Origin of the sequence: uncultured Paenibacillus sp. (assembly GCF_963515335.1) — a bacterium.
Classification (GTDB): Bacteria; Bacillota; Bacilli; order Paenibacillales; family Paenibacillaceae; genus Paenibacillus_I.
The window spans coordinates 46409-68278 of record NZ_CAUPYC010000010.1 but is presented as its reverse complement, the minus strand read 5'-3'; the positions used below and the strand labels follow the sequence as shown (position 1 = coordinate 68278).

The following is a 21870-nucleotide window of genomic DNA, read 5'->3' as shown; positions in this document are numbered from 1 at the left end:
AGCAAAAATGGACGTAAGCCATCATTAGGCGAATAGCGAAAAGATTGCGCTAATAACGCAATGTTTTCGCTATTCGTATAGTGGTCAGGCCTCATTACAGGGTTTAAGGAAGAAAGTTCACTAATTAGTGTATTTGGTTCGTTAATAGAGAACTTGCTTCACTATGCCGTGTAACTGGGGCAAATCGCCCGGAAATAGCGAATCAACTTTACTGTTAGCGAAGTTTCTTCTCTATCCAGATCCAGTCTGCTTGTAACGCAAGCAGCTCGTTCAGCGCACGCACCTTATTCAGAGCACGCACCTTTGTGCAACGTGCAGGAGCTCCGATCCCGGGCTAGCCAAAGGACTCCTTTTAACGAAAAAAAGGACCGTCTCTCAGGCCTATTCAGACCTTTGAGACAGCCGCTCCAAACCACTCAAGCCTGATCGAACAGCCGCGCTGTGATCATCGCCTGGGCGACGCGTTTGCCGCCGGTTGACACCTCGACCAGCACCTTGCAGAACCTGCGGCTGGACTCGATGACCGTCGGGTACAGGTCGACGTTCTGCTCGATCTCGACCGGCGCCAGGTAGTACACCGACGTGCTGTCGATGTGCAGATCGCCGCGCCGGTGCTCCTTCATCGTGCGCGTGACGACCTGGCTGATCAGGCTCGCCAGTATGCCTTCGGACATGTTGCCGACCTGGTTGCTCATGTGCGCGGCAATCGCGCCATGGTAGTACAACCGGCCCTCCTCGTCCCGCCGCTCCTCGAAGGCCGACCAGATCTGGTCCTCCAGCGTTTCGCCGTTCTGAGGCTGCATCTGGATGTTCTGCATCGCCTTCAGCACGTCCTTGCGGCTGATCACCCCATGCAGCTTGCCCTTCTCGTCGATGACGGGCAGCAGCTCGATCGCCTCCCACACCATCATATGGCCGGCCGTCGCGACCGAAGTCTGCGGCGTCACCGTATGCGGGTTGCGCGTCATGAGCTTGTCGATCGTCTGGCTGCCGGCGGCGCCGATAATATCCTTCGTCGTAATCATGCCGACCGGCTTGAACGAATCGTCCACCACCGGGAAACGGTTATGGTTCGTCTCCTCGATCTTCGCCAGCAGATCGTCGACCGTATCCGATTTATGCAGATAGGCGACCGTCACATCCTGGCGGAGAATATCCCCGACGAGCAAAATCTGCTTCTTGATGACCCGGTCGAAAATCGCCCGGTTGATCAGCGCCGCAACCGTAAACGTGTCGTATCCGCTGCGGATGATCGGCAGCTCCAGCTCGTCGGCCAGCTCCTTCACGTCCTCGGTCGTATCGAAGCCGCCGGTAATCAGCACGCCGGCGCCGAGCGTCAGCGCGCTGTGATGGGCCCTTGTCCGGTTGCCGACGATCAGCAGATTGCCCGGCTCGATGTAGCGGATCATCGCCTCGAGCTGCATCGCGCCGATCACGAATTTGCTGAGCGTTTTGTGCAAGCCCGCGGCGCCGCCGAGCACTTCGCCGTCGACCATCTTGACGATCTCCTCGAACGTCAGCTTGTCGATATGCAGGCGCTGCTTTTTCTCGACCCGGACGGTGCCCGTTCTTTCCTTCGTGCTTACGATGCCGCGGTTCTCGGCGTCCTTGATCGCCCGGTAGGCCGTGCCTTCGCTGACTTCCAGCTCCTGCGCGATTTTGCGGACAGAGATCCGGGTTCCGACGCTCAGGCCTTCAATGTGCTGAATGATTTGCTCGTGCTTGGTCGCAAATTCCGGAGGACCCATCGTATCAAACCCCTCAAAGGAAACTGTTACACCCTGTTACACTCATTATATAATAACAGGAAGCATTTTCATACGAGGGGGTTTGCGCAGATCCGGCGTCAGTCGGCGAACCGGTAATAATACTGGGCCAGAAAATAGTGCGACATCGGCAGATCGGCCGTCTCCGCGCAGGATGCGCAGAAAGCGACCGGGCCGGCCGGCTCGGCCGCCCCCACATTTTCTCCACACGCAAAGCAGCTTTCCAAGATCGGCGTTTCCTCTATTGTTCCCGTATTTAATCGCATAGTAATGGCCTCCTTATGATTTGGATTTTGGTTTCTAAGTCAAATAGCTGTAAAAGCGGCTGGTCAGGAAATCTTCGAAGCGGCCGGTGACGGTCATTTGCCGGAACAGCTTCACGGTCAGATCCCAATGCATCCGCCGGAAGCTGTCCGGCTCCGCCTGCTTGATCCGGTCCGCTTCTTCCCCGATCACGGCATCCACCCATTCGGCCGTCACCTTCCGCCCGTTCTCGAGCACGCCTCTCGGATGGTTGATCCATTGCCACAGCTGCGCCCTCGATATTTCCGCGGTCGCCGCGTCCTCCATCAGATGATGGATCGGCACCGCGCCCGAGCCCCGCAGCCAGGCCTCGAGATACCGGATGCCGACGCTCACGTTCATCCGGACGCCCGCCTCCGTGATCGGCCCCCGAGGAATCTCGAGCAGCTCGGCCGCCGTAATTTCCAAGTCATCCAGCTGCTTGTGAATCTGGTTCGGCGTCGGCATCCGCTCATCGAACACTTCCATGGCGACGGGCACGAGCGCCGGATGCGCGACCCATGTGCCGTCATGCCCGTCGCGAACTTCCCGCAGCTTGTCGGCGCGCACCTTCGCGATCGCCGCTTCATTGGCGGCCTCATCGTTCTTGACCGGAATTTGGGCGGCCATCCCGCCGATGCAGAACGCACCGCGCCGGTGGCAGGTTTTGACGGCAAGCAGCGAGTAGGCTCTCATGAACGGCGCTTCCATCGTCACTAGGCTGCGGTCCGGCAGTATCACGTCGGGCTGGTTCCGCAGCTTCTTGATGTAGCTGAAAATATAATCCCACCGTCCGCAGTTCAGGCCGACGATATGCTCCCGCAGTTCATACAGGATTTCATCCATCTCGAACGCGGCCAGAATCGTCTCGACCAGGACGGTCGACTTGATCGTGCCGTGCCTGATTCCCAGCTCCTTCTCCGCGTACGTAAACACTTCGTTCCACAGCCTTGCCTCCAAATGGCTTTCCAGCTTCGGGAGGTAAAAGTAGGGGCCGCTTCCTTTTTCCATTAAAGCTTGCGCATTATGAAACAAAAATAATCCGAAATCGAACAGGCTCGCGGACACCGGATTGCCGTCCACCGTCACGTGCTTCTCCTCCAGGTGCCAGCCCCGCGGGCGGACGATCAGCGTCGCGGGCGAGCCGCCGAGCGCGTACTTTTTGCCCGTCTCGTTCTCGTACGAGATCGTGCCGATCACCGCGTCCCGCAGATTGATCTGCCCTTGCATCGTGTTGGCCCACGTCGGCGAATTCGAATCCTCGAAATCCGCCATATACGCTTTGGCGCCGGAGTTCAGCGCATTGATCACCATTTTGCGGTCGCCCGCCGGTCCCGTAATTTCCACCCGCCGATCCTGCAGATCGTCCGGCACCCCGGCGATCGTCCAGTCCCCGCTGCGAATCGGCGCCGTCTCCGGCCTAAAGTCCGGCAGCTCGCCCCCGTCGATCCGCGCCTGCCGCTCTTCCCTCATCTGCAGCAGCTTGTTGCGCTGCGGACCGAACAGTCTTTCCAGCCTCGCGATGAACGCAAGCGCGTCCGGGGACAGAATCTCCTCGTAAGCTTCGATCTCCTGACCGCCGATCCGCTCGATGCCGGCGGCCCCATTCACGATTTTCATAGTCCTGCTCCCTCCGCCGTTAATAAGCAAACTGCTCTTCTTCGGTCGAGCCGGTCAACGCGGTCGTGGTCGCGCTGCCGCCAGCGATGATCTGCGTGATTTCATCGAAATAGCCGGTGCCGACCTCCCGCTGGTGGCGGGTCGCTTCGTAGCCGTCGGCCTCGCTGGCGAATTCCGCCTGCTGCAGCTCCGAGTATGCGGCCATGCCGCGCTCCTTGTAGCCGCGGGCCAGCGTGAACATGCTATGGTTCAGGGCATGGAAGCCTGCTAGCGTAACGAACTGGAACTTGTAGCCCATCTCGCCGAGCTGCTGCTGGAAGCTCGCAATCTGCTCCTCGCTGAGCTTTTTCCGCCAGTTGAAGGACGGCGAACAGTTGTAGGCAAGCAGCTTGCCGGGATATACGGCGTGAATCGCTTCCGCGAACCGCCGCGCTTCCTCCAGATTCGGCTCCGACGTCTCGCACCAGACCAGATCCGCATGCGGCGCATACGCCAGGCCGCGCGAAATCGCCTGCTCCAGGCCCGCTTTTACATAAAAGAAGCCTTCGGGCGAGCGCTGTCCGGTCAGGAACGGCTTGTCGTTCTCGTCAAAATCGCTCGTTAGCAGCGTGGCGGCGTTCGCATCCGTCCGGGCCACCACGACCGTATCGACGCCCATGACATCCGCCGCGAGCCGCGCGGCGATCAGGTTGCGCACCGCCTGCCCCGTCGGCAGCAGCACCTTGCCGCCCATATGCCCGCATTTCTTCTCGGAGGACAGCTGGTCCTCGAAATGCACGCCGGCCGCGCCCGCTTCGATCATCGACTTCATCAGCTCGAACACGTTGAGCGGTCCGCCGAAGCCGGCTTCCGCGTCCGCCACGATCGGGACGAAGAAGTCGATGCCGCCTTTGCCTTCCGAGGCCTGAATTTGGTCCGCCCGCTGCAAAGCCCGATTGATCCGCCGCACGACCTCCGGTACGCTGTTCACCGGATACAGACTCTGATCGGGATACATTTGTCCCGACAGGTTCGCATCCGCCGCGACCTGCCAGCCGCTCAGGTAAATCGCCTTCAATCCCGCTTTGACCTGCTGCACGGCCTGGTTGCCGGTAAGCGCTCCCAAAGCATGGATATATTTTTGTTGCTTCAGCATGGTCCACAGCCGTTCCGCTCCGCGCTGCGCCAAGGTCTGCTCCACGAGGACCGATCCTCTCAAACGAATGACATCCTCTGCCCGATAAGGACGGATGACGCCTTCGTAGCGGGGTGCCCGCCAGCTTTCTTCCAGCTTCTTCAATGCCGCTTCCTTTGTCATTCGCGATCGTCCTCTCCTTGGAATTCGGTTTACAAGTTCATCCTGCTTTACGCGTACTGCTCGAGATAGCCGCTTCCTTCACAACGGTGACACGAGATGAGGCTCGTGCCGCGGCAGTGATCGCATCCGCAATCGCCGCCTCCGCTCCGTTCCGTCTGTGCGGAATCGCACGCCCGACATTCCAGCTCGCCGTTGCCCTGACAGATCGGACAGTCCATACGCTCACCTCCCGCCGCAAACTGTTATATAACAAAATTAATTTCGTGAGGTCATTGTATAACAAATACCACGACTGTTGCAATACTGTTTTAGAAATTATTTTATTGTTATATAACATTTGGTCCGGACTGAAGTTTGACTTCCATCACGTCCATGCCTGCCTTTTTTTGTAACCGATTACGCCTTCGGCAAAAATCGCCACAACCTAACATTTTCCACTTCAACCGTGTCACCGTGTCTCAAATCGCTGTTGGACCGATGTACATGCTCATTAACGGGAATCCTTATCCGGTCTGTCATTTTCTGCTGAGTTTCACCATTTCGAACTTCGGGTAATATACTTAATTATTTTTATGAGCTCCGACACATTGTGACAGCTTTTTGAATAAGGAAGAGGTAATATAGTACCAGATAGGAGATGGAAGAAAAAATAAATAAACGAGGTATGGTCCGAATGAAAGAACAGGCTGAGATTTTGGAATTGTTGCAACGGTTGGGGATTGAAGTGGTCTGTCCGGCCAATTTAGCCGAGATTTTGCGGGATCTGTATGATGAGTTCGATTTTTTGGACAAGACGCAGCTGATTGCCCTCGATGAAAAAATTCGATCCCAACACGCTGTCCAAACTGCTTAGCTGATTGTCCTTACCTCTTTGTCGAGCACAACGCCAAAAAAGCCTCACCGCTAAAACCGCGGTGAGGCTAACGTCATGATCGGCGCTTAACAATGTTGATTCATTCTTCGCACGACCATCATTTTTTCTTCTTCGCCGTTATCGTTAATCGGCACTTTGAAGGCGTCCTCTCTGACCGGCGGAGTCTTCGGAGGAACAGTGCTAATCGGCACGATAACCGGGGGTTCTCTACATCAATAACGACGACCGGCCGGCGCTTTCCTTGCCTCGGGTCGTCGTCATATTAAATAATGAATAAATCGCCGCGATTGATCTCCATCGTTAATAAAGATCCTCTTCGCCGTCCTCGTCGGCCATCCAGGCTGTATGAAGCGGATTATTTCGTTGGAGTACGATCTTTCCATCTTTAGCGAGAAGTGAAGGAAGTTGTTCACGAGCGGGTTGGCAAACTTGGAGAGGGAAGATCATTGAATGATTGCGCTATCACAGGAATAAACAGGAGAGGAGAATGAGGCAACTTAGTTGGTTTTCGGCGCTGGACTTATGATATAATATAACAACGATATGACCTGTAGCCGAAACGATACGTAGGAGGCTTAGACGAAACATGTTTGCCAAGCGCCTTAAGCAGCTTAGAAAAACTCGCAAATACTCCATGCAGGAAGTTGCCGATACCGTTGGCGTTGCAAAAAGCACCTATGCGGGTTACGAATCCGGTTACCGTCACCCTACGCTTGATGCGATTCAGATTATCGCCAAAAAGCTCCATACGTCAACCGATTATTTGCTTGGATTAACCGATTATCCGGACCAGCTGGAGCCTTCCAATAACGCCAAAGAGCTTCTGAACCATCAGCAGCTGCATTGGGACGGCATACCGCTTACGCAAGAGGATCTTGAACTGGTCAAGCGAATGCTTGAGCATGTCATACAAACCCGCAACGAGAGCGGCGGCAATACGGAGCAATCATAGGTTAATCGATCACATTCGGCCTTGTGCGGCTGTCCCCTTAACACGGCGGGCGGTTCGTGCCGGGCCTTTGTTAATTTCCGCTTGCTGCTGAAACTGCCGATAGTCCCCGCCTTCCAAAATAAAGCGCATCATATCCTCATAGGTACAATCCCATCCGTTTTTCTTAAACAACGAGTTCAGGACGACCGCCATGTCGATGACCGGCTTTTTCTCGCTAGGGACAAACGAATCGCTGATATAATCATATTCCAGTTCTTTCTTGATCGGGTACTTCGTGTGTTGAAGCAATTGGGCCAGCGTGCTTGTTTCCCCCTCGTCGTCACTCGACAAAGCGGGCTTGGCCGCGAGGTGGCGAAGAAATTGATTCACGGTCGCCCTTCTCCGCTCTTTTGCCACTAACGCCTGAATGCCGTTGGAGAGCCGGTCCATCTGAACATTGACATTCCGGATCTCTTGGGACATGCCGGACGGTTCGATCGCCATTGCTGCCTTCCTCCTAGACCGTTCGTCGTTGAACACAGTCATATTTTAGCATATATTATTCGTTTTGAATATCTTTTTTTTCGTAAAAATTTCATTTCGAGAATTTTTGCAGGTTGGTTCTGTTGACTCAAAAAAACGGGCTGCCGACAAATCGGCAGCCCGAATGTAAAAACATTAGTTGATAAACTCAACGTATTGCAGCAGCCGCTTGAGCATGGAAGCCGCTTGCGCACGGGTTGCTTTAGCTTGAGGCGAGCGTTTTCGCGCCTGTTTTCGCATCCAGTCTGGCCATAACAGCCGCGGCCAGCTTCTCCAGCGACGCCGACGCCGCTGCCTGCGTTTCTCCCCGCACCGCGAAATAGACTTTGATTTTCGGCTCCGTGCCGGAGGGGCGCAAGCAGAACCAGGAGCCGTCGGCCAGCATAAACTTCAGAACATTCTCGGCCGGCAGCCCGTCAATGCCCGCACTGTAATCCAAAGCCCGCTCAACCGCAATACCGGCCACCTCGGCCGGCGGTTGATCGCGCCAATCCTCCATGATCGCCGCAATCTGCCGCACGCCGTCGATCCCTTTCAGTGTCCGGGACTCCAGCTGCTCCTGGTAAAAGCCGAACTGTTCATACAGCTCCAGAAGCACATCGCAAAGCGTCTTTCCGCGGCTCTTATAATAAGCGGCAGCTTCGCAAATCAGCAGCGAGGCGATAACCGCGTCCTTGTCGCGCCCATACGTGCCGGCGAGATAACCGTAGCTTTCCTCGTAGCCGAAAAGGAAGACGCGTTCGCCGGACCGCTCGTATTCCGTCATCTTGCCGCCGATATATTTGAAGCCGGTCAGCGTGTTGACGACCTCCGCGCCGTAGTGCCTCGCAATGTCGGCCCCCATCTCGCTCGTGACGATCGTCTTGATCACGACGCCGTTCTCCGGCAGCCTGCCTTGTTCCTTCATCCGGCTCAGTACATAATGCACCATCAGCGCGCCGGACTGGTTGCCGCTGAGCGCGGCATATTCGCCCGCGCCGTCCCTGACGACGGCTCCCATCCGGTCGCAATCCGGATCCGTTCCGATCACGATGTCGGCCTTCCCGGACTTCGCCAATTCAAGCGCAAGCGCAAAAGCTTCCCGCTCCTCCGGATTCGGCGACACAACCGTCGGGAAACAGCCGTCCGGCTGCTCCTGCTCCGGCACCACAATCACGTTCCGGAAGCCCGCCTGCCTCAGCACGCTCCGAACCGGCATATTGCCGGCGCCGTGCAGCGGCGTGTATACGATCGTAATATCCCGCCCCTGCCCGCCTGTTCCTGTGTTTGTGTCTGCTCCTGCTCCTTCGCCTGATCCTTCGCCTGCGCCTGCGCCTGTGCCTGCCTCTGCAAGCGGCTCCGCTTTCAGGCTGTGCGACGCGACCGCATCCACATACGCCTTGTCCTCGGCTTCGCCGAGCCAGCGAATCAGCCCGGCCGCCTCCGCTTCCGCCCGAGGCATACGCCGGATTTCCTCGAGGCCTTGCAGCTGCTGAATCGCCCCGATCACTTCTTCGGCAAGGTCCGGGACAAGCTGCCCGCCGTCCGGGCCGTACACCTTATAGCCGTTATATTCGGGCGGATTGTGGCTGGCGGTGATGACGACGCCTCCGTCCGCCTGCAGGCGGCGTACCGTAAAAGACAGCTGCGGGGTCGAACGCAGGCTGCTCCATAAATACGTGACGATCCCGTTCCCGGCAAGCACCTCGGCCGCAACCAGCGAGAACTCGGGGGAGTTGCTGCGGGAATCGTGCGCAATCACAACAGAGGGCTTCGCATTCCGGCTGAGCAGCCAGTTCGCGAAGCCCTGTGTCGCTTTGCCTACCGTGTAGGCGTTCATCCGATTCGTGCCGGCACCCATCACACCGCGCAGCCCGCCTGTACCGAACTCCATTTCGCGATAGAAGCGGTCGGCAATCTCCTTCTCATCCCCGGCGATTCCGGCCAGCTCACGCTTCGTCTCGCCGTCGATCAGAGGGCTGTCAAGCCATTCCCGATAACGTTTCATTGCCGCCGTATTTACCATCATGCTCATATGCCTCATCCTTGTCTATGTTGGTGTCTTATTTCTATCCCGCACAACTACCCGATGCTTTCGCTAATGCGCTGCTTCGCCTTCGACATCGCCGCTTCCTTCGCCGCGGCGTATTCGTTGCGCCAGGTTTGCAGCACGGCGGTGGACAGCCCCGCCTGTTCCAAATCCCGCTTCGCCTGTCCAAGCACGGACTCGAAGCTTGCCTCGCACTCCGCCTCGACAGCAGCGATCTCCTGCATCAGCTCGTCTTCGGCCGCGCCTGCCGACGACGAGCCTTCGCCGTCCTTCATCCGCTGAATGGCGGCAATGACCCGATCGGTCATCGCATTCACATCCCGGGTACAGGACGCGCGAACCGCCTCAAGCTTGCCCTCGTATTTCCGGGTCACAGCGGCCAGCTCCGGACCGGAAGCGCCGCCGACGCTCCCGGCCGTATCCGTGTCCGTGTCCGTATCCGTTTCCGTTGTCGGGCCCGATTCCCCCGCGGCATCCGCCGGCCCGCTGCCGGCAGAAGACGAAGCCTTCTTCCCTTCCGCTTCAAGCCGCTCCCGGATTCGCTTGCGCTCCGCCTCGTCCTTCACGCCCACCAATTCGATCGGGTAGTCCGGATCGAGGATGACCAGCCCTTTTCCATAATCGGTCGTGATGGCGCGCAGCGCCTCGATTTCCTCGGGCTTCAATTTCTCCAGCAGCTGGTCTCTAATCCGCTGCTTTTCCTCGGTGTTCAGGTTGTCCGTTGATTTGCCGATCAAGTCGTACATTTCCTTCAACGACAGCTCGGAATCGAGCAGAATCGCCGCTACGTCCAAAGCGTCCGCCGACTTGATCGGTTTGCCTGCGAGCTGCTCCGCTTTCGAGACGGCGCCCCTCATCACCTTCGGAACGTCCGGCCCGGGCTCCGGCTCCGACTGCGGCTGGGGCTCCGCTTCCGCCCCTTGCAATTGGCCGCTGTCCGCCGCCGCGAGCTGCCTGGCCCGGATGTCGTCCAGGTCGATCGATTGGATTTTCCAATACAATATTGCCCCGGCAATAACGAGCAGCAGAGCCATACCGGCCAAGGAAAAAAGCGTGACCCGCACTGCCTTTCTCACAAATACACCTCGCTTACTCCAGGATCAGCTCCGGTATGAACGCCTCGTGGCTCGGTCTTCCTACCGGATAATAATGCAGGCCGGCTGCGCGGACCCGCTTGTCGTCATACACATTTCGGCCGTCGATCAGGATCGGGCTCCCCATCGCCGATTTCACCGCGCCGAGGTCGATGTCGGCGAACTCCTTCCACTCCGTCAGCAAGCAGAGCGCATCACTGCCCTGTGCGGCCTCCATGGCGGAACCGCACCACAGAATGCGGGGATGGTCGAACATCCGTCTGAAGTTCGCCATGGCGACCGGATCGTAGACGCTAACCTCCGCTCCCGAGTCAATCAACTGCTCCACAATTTCCAAAGCCGGCGCTTCCCGCACATCGTCGGTTTCCGGCTTGAACGCCAGGCCCCAAACGCCGATCGTCCGGCCGTCCGCGTCGCCGAGCGCCTTCCGCAGCTTGTCGATCACGCCGAACCGCTGCCCCTTGTTCACTTCCACCACCGACTTCAACAGCTTGAAATCATATTCCACATTGCCGGCGATCTGAATCAGCGCATTCGTATCTTTGGGGAAACAGGAGCCCCCATAGCCGATGCCGGCGCGCAGGAACGAACTGCCGATCCGATTGTCGAGCCCCATGCCCTTGGCGACTTCGATCACGTCGGCCCCGACCTTCTCGCAAATATTGGCGATCTCGTTGATGAACGATATTTTCGTAGCCAGAAAAGCATTGGAGGCGTATTTGATCATCTCCGCGCTCCGGATGTCCGTCATGACGATCTGGCTGGTGAGCGGCCGGTGCAGATCGCTCAGAATATGCGCGGCCCGGCTGCTGCCCGTGCCGATCACGATCCGGTCGGGATGCAGCGTGTCGCGCACCGCCGTGCCCTCGCGGAGAAACTCCGGCAAGGAAGCCGAATCGAACGGCCCGTCGTACAGCTCCCCGATGATGCGGCCGACCCGCTCGTTCGTGCCGACCGGCACCGTGCTTTTCACGCAGATGACCTTGTAGCCGTTCATCGCCGCGCCGACTTCCCTTGCCGCCGCTTCGATGTACGTCATATCGGCTTCCCCGCTCGGCAGCGAAGGCGTTCCGACGGCGATCACGACGACGTCCGCTTCCGTTACCGCTTCCGCGAGCTCGGTCGTGAACCGAAGGCGGCCGTCGGCCATATTTTTCACCGAGAGCGGTTGGAGTCCCGGCTCATAGATTGGAATGCCGCCGCCGCGCAGCATGTTGATTTTCGCCTCGTCCTTGTCCACGCAATAGACGTGATGGCCGAGCTCCGCATAGCAAATCCCAGATACCAAGCCGACATACCCTGTGCCGATAACCGCGATTCTCATGTCCCATCCACTCTCCCATCCGGGTCCATGCCCGACGTCAACTCCTCAAATCCCGATGTCCTCTATTCCTCTTATGCTCTTATCCTCTTATCTTCATGTCCTCATAGCCTCATATCCGTCCAACTGCCTTGCGTCAGATAATGGATTCCAACGCATACAGCACATCGGACCGGATGGCCGACAGCCGGTGTTTGGCCGCCGTCTCATCCTTCTGCCTCGTGCCGACATACACCTCCAGAACCGGGCTGCCCGGCGAGATCCGGAGACCGTACCAGGAACCGTCCTCAAGCAGATACTTCAGGGCATGAACCTGGGACGACTCGATTTTGCAGGTACGCTGCCTTCCCTGATCCCTGAACTCGCCGGTGCGGTAATCGTAAAGCCGTCGGATCTCCAGCCCGCCCGCCATCGCCGGAGGCTCGGAGCAGAAGCGGTCCAGCACGATTCGCGCCTGCTGCCACCAGTCGGTGCCGCCGAGCACGAAAGAAGCCCGATCCTCCGCAAACGATCCGTAAGCCTGATGCAGCTTCTGCAGTTCACTGAAGATCGTGCCGCCTCTGGATTTCAGGTTGGCCGTCATCTCGGCCGCGAGGATGGCCGCCTGTATCGCATCCTGATCACGGACAAAGCCGTTCGGCACACAGCCCCCATGCTCGTCGAAACCGAACAGATACGCATGCTCGCCCGTCTTCTCATACTCGGCCATAGCGGCGCCGATGCCTTGAAAGCCGTTCGTCACTTCGGCAGCGCGTACGCCGTATCGGGCTCCAATCAATGCCGCCAGGTCCGAGGTCATGAACGATTTCAGCATGATGCCGTTGGCGGGGAGACTCAGCAGGCGCTGTTTTTGCTCCAGCATATAGTTCAGCATAAGAGCCGCCGTCTGGCTGGCGCTCAGCAGCACGTAATTCCCCGACCGGTCTTTCACGGATAAGCTGAACGCGGACGCCTCGGGGTTGAAAGCCAGAACCAGGTCGGCGTTCACCCGGCCCGCGACCTCATACGGCAGACGAAGATTTTCCGGGCGAAAAGGATCCGGATTCCGCACCCTGGAGAAATACAGGTCCGGATGCTGCTGTTCGGGCACGTTATGTATTTCGGTAAAGCCAAGCCGTGCTAGCGCTTGTGAGGCGAGAGCGCCGCCGGTCCCTTGAAGCGGCGTAAGCACGATCCGCACCGAAGAAGCCATGAGCTGAATGCTTTCCTTGCTGCAGGGAACCTGTTCGAGATATTCCAGATAAGCCTCATCGATTTCCGAGCCGATCACGACCAGCTTGCCCGAGGCAATCGCCTCCTCCGGATGCATGGCGGTGACGTTCAGTCCGTCTTCGAGCTTCTCCATGTTGCCGGAGATGCGCTCGATGTAGCCGGCCGCCACGGGAGCGCCGTTCTCCGAGTAGATGTGCAAGCCGTTGTAATCCGCCGGGTACGTTCCCGCGGAAACGGAGATGCCGGCGGCCGAATGCAAATAACGGACGGCAAAGGCCAGCTCGCAGCCGGGAGCCGGTTTCTCGAAGAGATATACTTTAATGTTGTTGTTGGTCAGCACCAGGGACGCCTGCTCCGCGAAGCCCTTGGAATGGTAGCGCGAATCGTAGGCCACGACGACACCCCGCTGCTGGGCCGCAAACCCGCGTGATACGATCTCGTCGGCCAGTCCCTGGCAGATCCGGCGCACCGTGTAGATGTTGAACCGGTTCGTTCCCACGCCGACCCTGCCGATCACGCCGTCGTGACCGATGGGCAGATTGCGGTAGAAGCGATCCATGATCTCGGCCGCCTTAAGCTCATGCAATTCCTGTTTCATGAAAGGCGGCAGGTCAGTCTGTCTCCACCGGTTATACCGCCATTGAACCTCACATTCCAACCGGTTGATCGTGGCATGCATCAACAAGATTCTCCTTTGGGAAACTCAGAATGGAATAATGATTCCTCCCGTTCCACCGCAAATGCTATTTCTCTGTTCATCCCCGGCAGCTCGAACAGATAGTTTGTGATTTGCCGCAGGTTGAGACCAGTTTGCAAATGTTCTTTTTTCCCCCATAAAGGCTCCTTCGCGCCGGGCAAGCCAATAAAATAATCCATTTGCTCGTACGCGCGATACAGCGGTTCCAGCCAGGACTGTTCCAGCAGACTCTTATAAGCCGTGTACCAGGTATAATTGGAAATTCCTACTGAAGGCGCCCTTATCAGCTTCGCCGCAGCAAAAGGGATCGGCGAGATGTCCGAAACAATGAGGTCGATGCGGGCTTGTCGGAGAAACCGGTATTCCATATCGATAAAATACGGAAACAAGCGCATGTACTTCATGTATTCGACTCGAAAACGCGTCCGGTCGGCCAGCGCTGCCCCTTCTTGAATGACGGAGCCCAAATCGCTCGATGTTCGGTGAAATTCGACCGCACCTTCATGGCCGGCAAGGGATTGCACGAGAAACGGCAGCAGCCTGGCCGAACAAACGATCAGTCTCACTTGCCGCTCGGCCTGCGACAGCATGCTTCGTATGATCGCCAAGCTGCGGGCGGCATGCTCATATCCGCAATCCGAAACGTAATAACAAATGGTCGTCAAGCGATGCCGCATCCCTTCTCCAAGGTTGCTTTCCCTTTAAGGCGCGCAAAGCTGAAGAATTTCGTGCCAATCCATCTCGAGCCGCACAATATCTTCCTCAACCAGCTCGCTTCCGGTTTGCACTTCAATAATCTCGAGCTCGTTCGTGGCCCGAAGACTATGTTTGGTCCCTACCGGAATGACCAAAACGTCTCCTTTTTTAACTTCCAGGAGCTCATCATCCAGCACCATTTCGCCTTCGCCGGAAACGATCGTCCAAACTTCACTGCGCTTGATGTGATATTGATAGCTGAGGTTCTTACCTGCTGAAATGCAAATTCGCTTGGTCAGCACTTCCCTGCCGTCCGGGTATTTGATGTAATCAAGCACGCGGTAGCGCCCCCAGCGGCGCTCCTCGTACATCGGCCTTTGCTCTTGATGCTTCATGACGTCTTTGATTCGCGGGCTTGCGTCTTTATCCGATACAAGAATGCCGTCCGGGCTTGCCGCAACAACAAGGTTGGGAGCTCCGATGACGGTAATAGGAATTTCCAACTCGTTAATGACATGGGTATTCGCGCAATCCTCGGTCACCAAGCCTTTTCCGATGAGAGGAGTACGGATCTCTTCGGTCAGCGTGTTCCAGGTGCCGAGATCTTTCCACTGCCCTTGATATGGCGTTACCACGATGTGCTTCGCTTTCTCGACCACCGCATAATCAAAGCTGATTTTTTCAAGCCGATCATACTGTTTCAGCAACTCGTCGTATTGGATCGGGATGCCTCTGGCGATCATCTCATTGATGACATACTCCAGGCGAAAAGCAAAAACCCCGCAGTTCCAGAGCGCCTGCTGTTCGATCAGCATCTGCGCCTTCTCCTCGCGGGGTTTTTCCGTGAAATGGCTAACTCGATAATATTCAATTCCGTTGACAAGGGTTACTTCCCCATGCGGCACGATATAGCCGAATTTCTCTGAGGGATGGTCCGGTTTGACGCCGATCAGACCGAGGTCGGCTTGAGTGTGTTGAACAATGGTTTCCAAGTGATGCAGCTTGTCGAAAAAGTGGTCTTCCACGTAGGGATCGACGGGAAGAACCATCACCACTTCCTGGAGGCTTACGCCTTTAACTGAGTACAAGTGCCCAGCAGCGAGCGCTATAGCCGGAAACGTGTCACGGCGTTCGGGTTCGACGATAATTTCTGTATCAAATCCAAGCTGGCTTTGCAGCATTTCTACTTGGGGTCGACTGGTCGCTAAAATAGCTGAATTCTTCAAACCCGATTGTCCGAGTTGGCTCCAGACTCTCTGAACCATTGATTGCTGTCCATGTTCTTGGTCAACGAGCACTTTAAGGAACTGTTTGGATCTAGAGTCATTCGATAACGGCCAAAGGCGTTTACCGGAGCCCCCGGACAATAGAACGACCTTCATCTAACCCCTCCCTTTTGGCATTCTTCTTTTGTAAAACATAAGTTATGATTGTATGTAATTTCTCCATAAACACAGTCTCATTAAAGGTTTCCGCATGCTTTCGGATTATCTGCGGGTCCCATTCGCATGTCTCAAGAGCTTGTATCCCTTTTAGCAAAGACTCCACGGTCGGTTCTTCAAAAAACACACCATTAACGCCCGGCCTGATCGTATCCAGGGCACCACCCCCACGAAATGCAACTACCGGTCTTCCGCAAGCATTGATTTCCAGAGGGGTGATTCCAAAGTCTTCAAGACCGGGAAATAAAAATGCTTTGCAGCGCTGCATGTAGCACACGACTTCGCGATCGCTCAATCTTCCCATGAATTTCACAGATGGGCCGGCCATAGCTTCCAGTCTATTCCGATCGGGTCCATCACCGATTACAACCAGGTTCTTTCCAGCTTTCGAGCAGGCTTTAATAGCTAAATCAAGTCTTTTGTAGGAAACTAATCTTGAGACAACCAAGTAATAATCATCGGTTCCTTCTCTATTGATACTAAAACGAGTTATATCTACAGGGGGAAAAATGATTTGTGAATCCATCCCATAAAATTCTTTAATACGACTTCTAACAACCGTGGAATTGGCAATCAATTGATCGACTTTGTGTGAATTCGCTAGATCCCATTTTTTTAACGGATATGTAAAGAATCGTGCGACTTTCTTTAAACACTTGGGAACAGACATGCCTTCCATATACGAATCAAAATTCCACGCAAACCTCATGGGAGTATGGCAGTAGCATAAATGAACAACGTGGGAAGGCTTTTTTATCCCTTTTGCATATGCACTGCTTGAACTGATTACGAGATCATAATCCGTTAAATCAATGGTGTTAATCGCAAAGGGGTACAACCAAAAATAGAGTTTGAACTTACTCATAATTCCAGGTATTCTTTGCATCCAGGTTGATTGTATTTCAGCGCTTTTTAGTTCCGGAAGTAATTTATCGCGGTCCACTATACTCGTATATATCGGTGCTTCAGGGAACATTTTCCGTAGAACACCCACTACCCTTTCCGCGCCTCCCATTTGATTCAAATAATCATGCACGATAGCGACTTTTAAATTATTCATTAGTCAGCCCACCTTACTTTCACACTTTGATCAGCATCTTCCGTGCATCGAACTAGGGGTACGTTATATTCCTTATCCATATGCGGCATACAGTTGCCTTCTTTTTTGTTTTGCTGTGTACCAAATCCTATTATCAAAAATAAAGTGATGTATAAGTTATAACTGCCCCAGAAAGATTCGGTAAAAGAAGAAAAGATAAAAATTAGAGATGCGCCTAAAGCAGAAGCAACAATGGATAATTTTCTTTTATCTATCGGAAGTTCTCGAATAGTCTTCAAAAGTTTATATACTGTGATAATGAACAAGGAAATATAAAGCAGAAATCCTACGATTCCATACTTGAACAAAAATTCAAGATAGGTTTCGTGAGGGTGTGTAAAAGTAGATAGATTCTGCGGAATATAGCTTGAAACGGCTAATGCAAAATCGCTTTGCCCGTATCCAATCAACCAGTTTCTGGAAATAGCTTCCATTGCACCTGTCCAAAGTTGAAGGCGTATCGAATTGGAGGAATAGGTTAAATCGGTTATGGTGGAAAGCCGGTCAGCATATCTCACAAAAACTTCGGGAAATAGCATAACGCTGATCGTGATGATCGGAATGAATAAAATTGAGAAGATCATCAACCGAGTCCAACTTATAACTCGTGATATCATTAAAATAATCAAAGTCGATAAAAAAAAGGCAATCCAAGCTCCTCGTGTTTCAGTAAAGATAAGAGCGATAATTCCGATTCCGATAAAGATCCATTTAAAAAACCGAATCATTGGTTTTTCGGCATAGGACCACATTAAAAAAGATATGATCATAGCGAGGTATGTACCGAAAGCTACGGGTGTCAAAAACGTTGAAAATGCACGCATATCGCCCAAAGCAGTATTGTAATTGAATTGAGGGGCAATATACCCAATGTCAATCAAACGATAAACTCCGACATAAGTCTGATATACTTGAAAACCGATTAACACTAGAAAGGCAGTAAAAAGTCCGCGTATGATATCTGGTTTCAATTGGTCAGATTTGCTTAAGCGATAAAAAATGACACCAGAAATGATTTTTGCTAAATCACTGGATAAGAGGCTGAAACTTGAGGCAAATGAGTTGCCTTCTATAAATACTCCAATGATCAATATACGGATAAAAATATATATGCTGATTGCAATCGCGACTTTCTCAAATGCATCTGATTTTGCGACATATGTGCGGTATTTGTACGCCAATACAAACGACAAAATAAGCAAAACATAAGTAAATGAATAATACTGACCATTAGTAAATTCGAGCGGCATATAGACGATAGGCATTAGGCTCGTTGTGACAAACAATACCCGATGCGTACTTATCTTTGCAACTACAAAGAGCACGAAAGCAAGAGAGATAAACAATAAAACTAATCGGTACCCTACGAATAGACTCAAAAAAGATGTGGATAACCCGAGAAGAGCTACCAAAGAGATGGGCAAAACGTTGCGTAAACCGTAATTCATTTATCCAGCTCCTTGAGAAATGTTTTAAAACGATGAGGGTAGTGAATGTACTCGATTACCCTATTGATCTATTTGTGTGACTGTTTGAGTGTCCATTAAAGGGTGAAATTATAAAATAAGCAGTCGCTCCCACTGAGTAACGATATGCTGAATGTGGAACTCTTTTTTGAGCCACAGTTTTACCTCTTCAGAATACCCCTCATGATTAAAGTCAATGACTTTACTCAGCACTTCTGTGAGTCGCTCGGCGTCTCCTGGAGGAACTAAATAAGGATGCCATGTTGGAGAAACCATTTCAGGCAACCCACCTGCCGTGCTCGAAATAACGATGCAATCTCTCGCTTGCCCTTCACCAGCGACTAGCGTAGCTGGTTCCGCCCAATTACTGGGTATTACAAGAATTTGGTAAGCATCGTACACATTATGAAGTTCCTTATGGTCGATGAAGCCAAGAAATTTGTAATTAATATCACTTTTTTCAAGAAGGTCACGAACATGTGTAGAGTATTCGCTTTCTGAGGCTCCTTTGAAATGAGTACTACCCGCTATACCAAGTTTCACAGTTTTTCTCTGTCTTTCAGATAACAGGTTAATTGCTTTTACTAGAACATCCAATCCCTTTTCAGGGATTAACCGACCGCAAAATAGGATGCTGTTAGCCTTTTTAAATTCAATTGGCTGCTCGTTGAGCCATTTTTCCGAGAGCGGATTATGAATAACAACATGAATAACTGTACTACGCTTAGATAATGTTGGATCAATCGTTTCTTTCAGAAAACGACTGATACTGACGACCTTACTAATATGTCTAGACCAAATTTTCACTAATAAGGAAGTGCGGTTTCTTACATTATGGACACTCCAAATGATATTGGTGCCAGAACTCCATCTATTAACCGTGCCAGCCAAATAAGGATCATATATAATTACATTTTCGTATTCATTCGGAGGTATGGAAGCCAAACTTTGTCTGAGTATTTTTTGGGCCGAGAAAATACCCGAAATGCCCCCCGATTGTAATCTGCCCTTAATTTTGTACCATTTGACTGACCGGGCTTCTTCCTGCAATTGGGCTTCTTCCGATTCTTGGTTTGTTATTGTGAGCACTCCAACTTTCCATCCCCGCAACGAGAGACCCATTGCAATTTGATGCAAGACTTGCTGAATCGCCCCCCCGTCCACCGGAGGCATTGGCAAACTGCCGGAGTTGATGATTAAAACACTTTTCTTATTCATGGCCTACCTCCGGTGAACGATTCGATAATCTTTGTAATTCCATCGACATATGCTTGCATCGTGAACCGCTCTTCGTTATCTAACTTCGCTTTTCTACCTAAATTGCCGCGCAGTTCACTGTTCTCAGCTAGTTCCATCATTTTTTCCGCTACTTCTTCCGGCGTAGGCGAGACCAGAAACCCCGTTTCCCCTTGCACAAGGATTTCTTTACTTCCACCTAACTTGGATGAAATGATCGGCAGCCCTAGTGAGGCAGCTTCCAATAACACTGTAGGAAGCGGATCCGGTCTCGTTGAGGGTTGAACAAAAATACAATGTGATGCGCAGCATGCCACTTCGCTAATCTTATGGTACCCGCCATGAAACGTGATGCGGTTTGCGTGTGGCGAGTTCGCCACTTTTTCTCGCAGTTTAACGGCGTAGTCGCCGCTTTCCAGCACATCCTCGGCAACCGCTCCGGCAATCACGAATTCCCATTCTGGAAGCTTGTCGGCAATGGAATTGACTGCGTCAACGAATACGTCGAATCCTTTCCATTCGAGCAGCCAGCCAGCAACAACGATTCGTTTCCTCTGCACATGTTGGATGCTTTCAACCGCTTCCTGCATTGCGGCAACTCCGTTGTAAGTCGAACTAATTTTTTCATGAGTATGTATTATTGCTCTCAAATTGTCCGCTACACTCTGAGACACACAACTGACATGATCGACGTTTTTGACTGCCACGCGCAGGAGTCTTAGCGACAAGCCGTCAAATGTTTGTGGAAAGTCGTGTAGTCTCATCACTGTGGGCACTTTTTGCTTCATACCGTTAACCATCACATGGGCTTTAACAGAATTACTAAACAGAACATCCGGATTATACTTCGCAACCAAATTCCGCAATTTATACAAGGATTTAAACGCCAAATACGCATCCTTGATTTTTAGTCGGCTTCTGGTCGTTGTCATCTGATCGAAGTCATTGAGTGCTACCCATTTAATGCCTTCTTTTTGGGATGCAACGGATAACTCTCCCTCGGGTGATATTAGAATCGGTTGAATACGATTACGGTCGATGTGTTTCAAATACTGAAATAACACCTTCTCAGCACCGCCCATCCTGGCCGTGTGATTCACGAACATAACGTTAAGTGCCACTGGATACCCACCCGCCTTCTTTTAACACGTTTCTATAAACATTGTCATAAACTAAAGCCCTATGCTCCCAAGTCAACTGTTGTCTTGTCTCGTGACACCCCGCCTTTAACTCGTCAGATTCGCCATTGTGGAATAAGTGAGCGATTCGAGCCGCCCACTCCTCAGGTTTCCGAGTTTTCATTAAGATACCGTTGCTTCCGTCGGTTATGATCTCCGCAATACCGCCTGTTGCATAACCGATAACGGGACAACCATGGAAGATACTTTCCGCAGCCGACATACCGAATATTTCATATTTGGAGCAGGCAGCATATAAATCGGAGGCAGCCAAATACAAACCGATGAATTTGTTCGGAATTTTACCCGTACAAATTATCCGTTCCTGTATTGCAGCAAACTTTTCGTTGCTTTGAACATATTTCTTCGGCTCCCCAATCAAAAGCAATGCATAGCTATCACCTAGCCTGTGTATAACATTTAATAGGAATTCGATATTATCTTCCTTATCCATCCTTCCGATATGGCAAATAATTTTCTTGCCCGATCTTCGAGATGTTGCTATTTCAGCCAGTAAACTCACATTCTCATTTATGTTATTAATGTAGGCTGCGTTGTCGATTCCAATCGGAGCGTAACATAATCCCGGCAGCCGCAATGTTTCGGCATGGCGCATTGCACTGTTTGTTTTGCATAACACGCTTCTGATACGTCCCCTGACACTTGCCGAAATAAAGTGATTCACCCATCGTTTGATCCGATTTTTCGCGGCATATTCTCCATATGACATTACAAGCGGCGTCCCACTCCGAATGGAAGCCGCATAAGCGATGTAGGTTGAAACATTAGTCAAATCCTGTATTTGAATCAAATCGGCCCCTATCGACAATATCCGTGAGAAGCTGGAGCGGGGATAACCAAATTTCCCGCCAACCCTCTTTAATTCAATCCATCTTAAATTATCGCCATATTGGTTAATTACCTCTTTTGGACCGGAGGAAAGAATCGTAACATCCCAACCTAGTTGAGTCAGTACTTTACCGAGTCCGATCTCCTGTACGTTATAGTTCTCAGGATTTACGTATTGCGAACTTCCTCGTACGATGAGCAACTTTTTTCGTTGTCTCTGCACATTAAATCCTGTCAC

19 protein-coding genes are annotated in these 21870 nt (G+C 52.7%); 2 read left to right on the top strand and 17 right to left on the bottom strand.

The window, feature by feature from the left end; all coding sequences use genetic code 11:
• Nucleotides 1–416: 416 nt before the first annotated feature.
• The 5 genes from RWM61_RS05850 to RWM61_RS05830 form a co-directional block, all read right to left on the bottom strand.
• Nucleotides 417–1748, bottom strand: a complete 1332-nt coding sequence (locus RWM61_RS05850; RefSeq protein ID WP_313998416.1) for a DRTGG domain-containing protein — start codon at nt 1746–1748, stop codon at nt 417–419.
• A gap of 98 nt (nt 1749–1846) precedes the next feature.
• Entirely contained in the window at nt 1847–2032 is a 186-nt protein-coding gene (locus RWM61_RS05845; protein WP_313998414.1) for a hypothetical protein, read from the bottom strand.
• A 34-nt stretch (nt 2033–2066) separates the two neighbouring features.
• Nucleotides 2067–3668 carry a malate synthase A gene (aceB, locus tag RWM61_RS05840; RefSeq protein ID WP_313998412.1) on the bottom strand — a complete coding sequence of 534 codons (1602 nt, stop codon included), beginning with the start codon at nt 3666–3668 and terminating at the stop codon, nt 2067–2069.
• A gap of 19 nt (nt 3669–3687) precedes the next feature.
• The gene (aceA, locus tag RWM61_RS05835; RefSeq protein WP_313998410.1) at nt 3688–4965 is read right to left on the bottom strand and encodes an isocitrate lyase; all 1278 of its coding nucleotides are present in this window, start codon (nt 4963–4965) and stop codon (nt 3688–3690) included.
• Nucleotides 4966–5012: 47 nt separating this feature from the next.
• Nucleotides 5013–5183, bottom strand: a complete 171-nt coding sequence (locus RWM61_RS05830) for a hypothetical protein (RefSeq protein ID WP_313998408.1) — start codon at nt 5181–5183, stop codon at nt 5013–5015.
• A 455-nt stretch (nt 5184–5638) separates the two neighbouring features.
• Here RWM61_RS05830 and RWM61_RS05825 point away from each other — a divergent pair, with 455 nt between their 5' ends.
• Together RWM61_RS05825 and RWM61_RS05820 are read left to right on the top strand one after the other, a co-directional pair.
• The gene (locus RWM61_RS05825) at nt 5639–5818 is read left to right on the top strand and encodes a hypothetical protein (protein ID WP_313998406.1); all 180 of its coding nucleotides are present in this window, start codon (nt 5639–5641) and stop codon (nt 5816–5818) included.
• A gap of 607 nt (nt 5819–6425) precedes the next feature.
• Nucleotides 6426–6791, top strand: coding sequence for a helix-turn-helix transcriptional regulator (locus tag RWM61_RS05820; RefSeq protein ID WP_313998404.1), 366 nt, complete (start codon nt 6426–6428; stop codon nt 6789–6791).
• 9 nt (nt 6792–6800) lie between these two features.
• Here the strand turns inward: RWM61_RS05820 and RWM61_RS05815 are convergent, their stop codons facing one another.
• The 12 genes from RWM61_RS05815 to RWM61_RS05760 form a co-directional block, all read right to left on the bottom strand.
• On the bottom strand, nt 6801–7274 hold the full coding sequence (locus tag RWM61_RS05815) for a hypothetical protein (protein WP_313998402.1): 474 nt from the start codon (nt 7272–7274) through the stop codon (nt 6801–6803).
• Between the two features lie 241 nt (nt 7275–7515).
• Entirely contained in the window at nt 7516–9321 is a 1806-nt protein-coding gene (locus tag RWM61_RS05810) for a phospho-sugar mutase (protein ID WP_313998452.1), read from the bottom strand.
• Nucleotides 9322–9374: 53 nt separating this feature from the next.
• Nucleotides 9375–10418: a hypothetical protein gene (locus RWM61_RS05805; protein WP_313998400.1), complete on the bottom strand. Its 1044-nt coding sequence runs from the start codon at nt 10416–10418 to the stop codon at nt 9375–9377.
• Nucleotides 10419–10431: 13 nt separating this feature from the next.
• Entirely contained in the window at nt 10432–11760 is a 1329-nt protein-coding gene (locus RWM61_RS05800; protein ID WP_313998398.1) for a UDP-glucose/GDP-mannose dehydrogenase family protein, read from the bottom strand.
• A gap of 133 nt (nt 11761–11893) precedes the next feature.
• Entirely contained in the window at nt 11894–13648 is a 1755-nt protein-coding gene (locus RWM61_RS05795; RefSeq protein WP_313998396.1) for a phospho-sugar mutase, read from the bottom strand.
• Nucleotides 13648–14343 (bottom strand): hypothetical protein, encoded by a 696-nt coding sequence (locus RWM61_RS05790; RefSeq protein ID WP_313998394.1) that lies wholly within the window; start codon nt 14341–14343, stop codon nt 13648–13650. Before RWM61_RS05790 ends, RWM61_RS05795 begins: the two co-directional genes overlap by 1 nt.
• Nucleotides 14344–14367: 24 nt before the next feature.
• Nucleotides 14368–15744 (bottom strand): sugar phosphate nucleotidyltransferase, encoded by a 1377-nt coding sequence (locus RWM61_RS05785; protein ID WP_313998392.1) that lies wholly within the window; start codon nt 15742–15744, stop codon nt 14368–14370.
• A complete protein-coding gene (locus tag RWM61_RS05780) occupies nt 15710–16864 on the bottom strand; it encodes a glycosyltransferase (protein ID WP_313998390.1) in 1155 nt (384 codons plus the stop codon). Before RWM61_RS05780 ends, RWM61_RS05785 begins: the two co-directional genes overlap by 35 nt.
• Nucleotides 16864–18351, bottom strand: coding sequence for an O-antigen ligase family protein (locus RWM61_RS05775; RefSeq protein ID WP_313998388.1), 1488 nt, complete (start codon nt 18349–18351; stop codon nt 16864–16866). Before RWM61_RS05775 ends, RWM61_RS05780 begins: the two co-directional genes overlap by 1 nt.
• 108 nt (nt 18352–18459) lie before the next feature.
• Nucleotides 18460–19587 (bottom strand): glycosyltransferase family 4 protein, encoded by a 1128-nt coding sequence (locus RWM61_RS05770; protein ID WP_313998386.1) that lies wholly within the window; start codon nt 19585–19587, stop codon nt 18460–18462.
• Complete coding sequence (locus RWM61_RS05765; RefSeq protein WP_313998384.1) at nt 19584–20726, bottom strand: glycosyltransferase family 4 protein; 1143 nt, start codon at nt 20724–20726, stop codon at nt 19584–19586. Before RWM61_RS05765 ends, RWM61_RS05770 begins: the two co-directional genes overlap by 4 nt.
• The gene (locus tag RWM61_RS05760; protein WP_313998382.1) at nt 20716–21870 is read right to left on the bottom strand and encodes a glycosyltransferase family 4 protein; all 1155 of its coding nucleotides are present in this window, start codon (nt 21868–21870) and stop codon (nt 20716–20718) included. The genes RWM61_RS05765 and RWM61_RS05760 overlap by 11 nt, the downstream gene beginning before the upstream one ends.